The organism is Lutispora thermophila DSM 19022, assembly GCF_900142105.1.
GTDB lineage: Bacteria > Bacillota > Clostridia > Lutisporales > Lutisporaceae > Lutispora > Lutispora thermophila.
On the sequence record NZ_FQZS01000017.1, the window covers coordinates 87,202 to 93,219 of the forward strand.

At 37.1% G+C, this 6,018-nt stretch carries 6 protein-coding genes; 2 read left to right on the plus strand and 4 right to left on the minus strand.

Translation table 11 applies throughout. The features are described from left to right. Positions 1-16: 16 nt before the first annotated feature. Positions 17-1,495, minus strand: a complete 1,479-nt coding sequence (locus tag BUB48_RS12600; protein WP_242944210.1) for a methyl-accepting chemotaxis protein — start codon at positions 1,493-1,495, stop codon at positions 17-19. Further along, positions 1,492-2,022 (minus strand): PDC sensor domain-containing protein, encoded by a 531-nt coding sequence (locus BUB48_RS18595; protein WP_242944211.1) that lies wholly within the window; start codon positions 2,020-2,022, stop codon positions 1,492-1,494. The genes BUB48_RS12600 and BUB48_RS18595 overlap by 4 nt, the downstream gene beginning before the upstream one ends. 200 nt (positions 2,023-2,222) lie before the next feature. Between BUB48_RS18595 and BUB48_RS12605 the strand changes: the two genes are divergently transcribed. Both BUB48_RS12605 and BUB48_RS12610 read left to right on the plus strand, forming a co-directional pair. After that, on the plus strand, positions 2,223-3,821 hold the full coding sequence (locus tag BUB48_RS12605) for a helix-turn-helix transcriptional regulator (RefSeq protein ID WP_073026587.1): 1,599 nt from the start codon (positions 2,223-2,225) through the stop codon (positions 3,819-3,821). Positions 3,822-4,003: 182 nt separating this feature from the next. Then, a complete protein-coding gene (locus BUB48_RS12610; protein WP_073026588.1) occupies positions 4,004-4,183 on the plus strand; it encodes a hypothetical protein in 180 nt (59 codons plus the stop codon). 204 nt (positions 4,184-4,387) lie between these two features. Here the strand turns inward: BUB48_RS12610 and BUB48_RS12615 are convergent, their stop codons facing one another. After that, complete coding sequence (locus BUB48_RS12615; protein WP_073026589.1) at positions 4,388-5,563, minus strand: amidohydrolase; 1,176 nt, start codon at positions 5,561-5,563, stop codon at positions 4,388-4,390. A gap of 17 nt (positions 5,564-5,580) precedes the next feature. Continuing rightward, a partial coding sequence (locus BUB48_RS12620) for a M20/M25/M40 family metallo-hydrolase (protein WP_139249982.1) occupies positions 5,581-6,018 on the minus strand: 438 nt, incomplete at its 5' end.

The following is a 6,018-nucleotide window of genomic DNA, read 5'->3' on the forward strand; positions in this document are numbered from 1 at the left end:
CTACATTTTGCCTTGCTTATACCTTGAACTTTGAAACAGTCTCAATAAGCCTGTTGGATTTATTTTTTGCAAGTTCTGCATTTGCTATAACTTCACTTGATTTTTGTGCTATCATGGATGTACCTTCAGCAATTGCAGATGCTCCATGGGCTCCTTCATTTGTTGAAATTGCGATTTCATTAATTGCTTTTACCATGCTTTGCATGGAGGCAAGCAGTTCTTCCGAGGTAGCGCTGAAATCATTTACAATATAGTTGATATTGGTTGAGTTTTTGCTATATTGTTCGCTGGAGTTAACCATAGCCTCATAATCATTCATGACATTCTTGTCAATGAAGCCCATTACTTCTTCGGAGATTTTGGATAGAGATTGTACAGATTCCAAAATAACATCTGTTACTTCCTGAATTCTTGTTATTGTTGCTTTTGAACCTTCGGCCAGCTTTCTTATTTCGTCAGCAACCACTGCAAAGCCCTTTCCGGCTTCACCGGCCCGGGCTGCTTCGATGGCAGCGTTTAAGGCAAGCAAGTTTGTCTGAGCGGTGATTTCCAGGATGGATTCTGAAAGCACGTTGATCTGATTCACTGCTTTTGATTGTTCAATAGCATCTTGAAGATCTTTTTTATTCCTCATGTAAATTTCCATGGCATTTTCCTTTGAGGCATGTGATTTATCCTTCATTTCATCGGAAATAGTACATATGTTGTTTACTGTAATTGCCGCATCCTGGGCTTTAATGGCTATTGATTGTATGGCTGATTCCATTTCTTCAGAAGTAGCGTTCATTTCCTCCGTAGAAGCGGCATTGGCTTCCGCACTGGCTGATAATTCCTGACAAGTGGAGGATATTTCTTCAATGTTGTTATTCAGTTCTTCCATTTCAACATTGATTTTGGAAAGCATTTGGCTTACATCGGAAGATTCATTGATAACATCATTTACAATGCTGCGTATGGATAATTGCATGGAGTCAAGAGATCTGGCCAAAAAACCAATTTCATCATTACTCTTCAAAAGCTTTGTCGGTATTTCTTTGGAGAAATCTCCCTCTGCGATAACCTTTAAGTGTTCAGAAGCCATTATTATGGGTTTTGCAAAGTTTCTGGAAATGATCAGCGTTATGAGAATGCCTGTTATGAGAAATACAAAAGATATGTATATCATTACCTTTAGCAGCTCATCAACCTTTAGCATAGCAATAGATTTTGGTGTAGCTATGGCAAGAGACCAGTTCGTTCCGCTTACAGGGGAAAAACCTACATATTTTGCTACACCGTCATAGGTGTATTCACCGACACCTGCTTCCCCTTGAGTCATTTTTCTTATAACATCTGCCATTTCAGCAAGGGAGGGATCATTTTCTGCCTCTTTGAAGGTGTTGTACACCTCAAGAACAAAGTCCCTATTTTCATGGGCTATAGTAGTACCGGCTTTGTTAACCATGAATGCCGAAGAACTTTCTCCGTATTTTATATCGTTAATAATTTCGCTCAATTCATTTCCGTCAGCACGGCAGCAAGAGCTCCTATGATTTCTCCGTCATTTATTATGGGAGTGATATATATGACAACCATGGAACCCGTTATCCAGCTTATCATAGGGTCGGAAACCGTAGACTGACCTGACATGGCCTTCTCAAAAGATTCCTGGCCTTGGACATTGGCAGCATCACCTGCTGTTGTTAAGCCGGTACCGTTTTTATCCAGTGCAATCATCCATAGATGTCCGTTTCTTTCTGATTCTGCTTTAAGAAATTCTAATTTTTCTTCCAAGGGAATCTGAGGGTTCTTTATGAGATCCATCTGAGCGTAAGTTTCCAATATATCCAATTGGTTTTGTATTCTGCCGGAAACAACCTTAGAAGCTTCAGCGGAAAGTTCAATCAAGGACTCATCAATATTTGACGACAGTGCATCAGATGCTGTTAAGTATGCGACGGTTCCTAAACCGACGCACAAAGAAAAAATTAAAACTCCGAAAAATAAAGTTAGTTTTGTTTTAATACTTTTCATTTTTACCATAAATACCTCCTAAAGCAAATACCATATTTTGACGGATTATATTGTATGATAATATATAATATAATAAAATTGTCGAAATGTATCTAAAGATGTCTATTTTGTCACAGCCATGGCTGTGACAATTATCCAAAGATTATATCAATTGAAAATATTGAGTCATGACACGAGATATTTGCGTATTGAGGGGAGAGAAAAGCTGCATGAAAAGCAAAATTAAGTTCGGGGAATCATTAAAATTATTGATTTCTGCATTGGATATAAGCATTAGCAGACTTTCTAAAGCAATCAATGTCGACACTTCTCTTGCCAACCGCTGGGTTAATGAAAAGAGAATTCCTTCATATAACACGCCTTATATTGAAAACATAGCCGAGTATTTGTCAAAGAATATTCAAAATTCATATCAACTGGAGTGTTTAAAAAGAATCATAGGAAGTCATATGGATATAAGTGAGGAGAATATATCATCTGATAATATAAAGGAAGTAATCTTTCAATTTTTAAATGAAGCTCATGGCTATTCCCGTGAGTGTAAAAAAAATGAACAAAGAATTAAATCTTACGCAAGAGAGCAAAAGATTGATTTAAAAAACATTAATGCAGATTATTTGGATCATTTGGAGTTGTCAAATGAGGATAAAATAATACCCGGAATAGGAAATATCATAAATCAAGGTATATCTTTGATAGAAACGGCGGCAAATATTAAAGGCACTAAAGAAAATAACACCATTTATTTGACCTGCCTTAGTGAAATATATACATATAATTTTGATTTCGAAGATAGGCAAAGATGCATAAATGCTCTGCTGAAAGCCATAGAAAACGGATGGAATATCGTATTTCTTATAAGACTAAATGATAATAAAAAAAGGACGGCAAATTTTATAAACTATGTGAGACCCCTTATAAAAACAAGCAAATTAAGCATTTATTATACTAAAAACTATGTTCATTCAGGTATAAATGATGAAAGGCTTATTATTCCGGGTGTAGGTGCAATGTCATCCTTATTGACAAGTATAAGTTTAAATAGCTATCATGCTTTTTATTTTAAAAACAAGGCAGCGGTGGAGATAATGAATGAAAATATGCAAAGTATTTTGTCTTCCGCGTCAAAACTTTTGACGCATTATTATTTTTATGGAGATAAAAAAGAGGACTCCAGCTTTTACCTCATGGAGATCGAGGAGAAAATGGGAAACAGATTTCTCTATAAGTTTTGTTTTAGTGTATTGACCATGCCTGAAGAGATTTTTGTTAAGCTTCTGAAAAGGGTTGGTTTGCCGGAAGATGAAATAATAATCGAGCTTTATTACTACAAAACGAGATTGAAGAGTTTTATTCAAAACTTGAAAGATAGTGAATATAGAGATATATGTTTGCTTGAATCCATAGAAAAATTAATAAAGGAAAGGCAGTACCATTTATATACCAGGTCTGGGGTTTACTTGGTTGATATGGAAGTGGGAGATATAATTGAATATTTGGAAAACATAATAAAATTGCTGGAGAAATACGAAAACTATCATATCGGATTTATAAGCAATGATAATAAAGGATTTGATAATAATTATTTCTGCTATGTAAAAGAAAGGCAGGCTGCTTTTTTTGGCGCTTTTAATTCATCTACCACTATACCTGAACATAGAATCCTCATAACAGAGCCGATGAGTGTCAAGGCTTTAGCTGAGTATTTTGAAGAGTTATGGGAAAACATGGCGCCTGTTAACAAAAATAAAAGTGACATAATTCAATGGCTCAATAGGTATATCACATTATTGAAGAGACAACTTTAGCTTAGAGGAGCATATTTAAGAAACAATGTTATCAGCATGACTTTACCTGCAATGAGCAATATTAACAAAGGATTAATTGGTAATTATTTTTATTAATGGTATAATTATATAATAGCATGAACTATGATCATAAAAAATATCCACACCTTAAAATTCGGTAAGTACATTTTAAGGAGGTAAAGATGAGAATTCATAAAGATAATATTGTGATAAAAAGCGCTAACATTGATGATGCCCTTCAATACTATCAGAATAAAGGATACGGGCCTAGAATCATCAATATGCTGTTTGATTTTCTTTTTACAGATGAAATAATCAACTCTGCTTGCCCAATAAAGAGAATTGCCTGGGACAATGCTTGAGAATACAAGAGCCCAATATGTTTATGAAAATAAGATCGGAGCACCAAGAATCGGGGTAAGAAAAGATTGTTGGAAAGATCGGAACGGTAAGTAGAGAAGCGTCGTTGATTATGAAATTACCAAGGAAGAATTCTTTAAGGTTAGAAAGCCAAGTTAACTATTTTGTGAGACACCAAGAAACTTCTCGGCGTCTCACAATCATTTCTACTTGTTCTCTTCAAGGAAGTCATAAGCAAATTGCGCAGCAAGAGCAGAACCCATGTGTAATGTGCTCTCATCAACATCAAATTTGTCATTATGATTATTGTATATGGTTCCAAGTTTCTCATTGTAGCATCCGATAAAGCCGAAAAAGCTTGGAACTTTTGCTGCTAAGTGGCAGAAGTCTTCAGCACCCATGACCTTTTCCATGGAGGCTAAGCAATCTTCACCGTATAGCTTTACAGCCGCATTACGGGCTATTCTGTTAAGATCATCATGCTCATTTATAATTGGATGTGTTACGTAATCATATTCCAATTTTGCATTTACTCCAAGGGCTTTTGCAGTATATTGAACAATATTGTTCAGTTCACTTTCAATAGCGTTGCGGGCTTCCTTGGAAAAAGCTCTGGTGGTTCCTTCCATTTCTACATGATTAGCGATAATGTTGAAACGTTGTCCTCCGTTTATGGTACCTATGGATACAACAACAGGGTTAAGAGGATTATTTCTCCTGCTTACATAGGTCTGGATGTTCATAACTATTGAAGCGGCAGCCATGATGGCATCCCTGCCAAGATGGGGTGCTGAACCATGGGAAGATACACCGTCTACGGTAATCTTGAATACATCGCAGGAGGCCATCCTCTCGCCCGGCTCCAGACAGAACTTGCCGGTTTCCAATGAAGACCATATGTGCATACCGAAAACGGCGCTTACATCGTCAAGATAACCTTTTTCGACATAGTACTTGGAACCATAGCCCACTTCCTCACCGGCTTGGAATAAAAGCTTTACGTTTCCGTGAAGTTCGTCTTTCAAGTCCATGAGGATTTTTGCAGCACCAAGCTGCATCGCCATATGAGTGTCATGACCGCAGGCATGCATGTTGCCGTTTGTGGATGCAAAGGGAAGACACGTCTTCTCTTCAACAGGAAGGGCATCTATGTCGGCTCTGAGCATGACTGTTTTGCCCGGTTTACCTCCTCTTATGAGTCCTATGACTCCGGTATAGTCAGGGAATGTGGTAACTTCTACACCTATCTTTGTAAGTTCTTCAGCCAAGGCTTTTGTGGTATTATATTCCTTTAGGCTAAGTTCAGGATTTGCATGAAAAAATCTTCTTTGCTGGATTATATAATCACTGTATTTTTCTGCAAGTTCTTTGATTTTACTCATTTTATACACCTCGATAATTAATATTGTTTTGATTTTTCTTTAAGAAAATCATAAGCGAACTGGGCATAAAGAGCAGAACCTCTATGCAAAGCACTTTCATCCACATCAAATTTGTCATTGTGGTTGAAATAGATAATTCCTTTCTCTTTGTTGAGAGCTCCTATAAATCCATAGAAGCCCGGTACCTTCTCCATTAGGTATGAAAAGTCCTCGGAACCCATTAGTTTTGGCATGGTGGTGAGACATTCTTCACCGTATAGCTTTACGGCGGCATCATGTACAATTCTGTTTATGTCTTCATGATCATTTATAACAGGGCCTGCATAATAGTAGTATTCCAGCTTTGCCTCGCAGCCTAAAGCTTTGGCGGTGTTCTCAACTATTTCCCTTAATTCGCTTTCCAATGTGGTGCGCAGTTCTCTTGAGTAAGTCCTTATAGTTCCTTCCATTTCCAC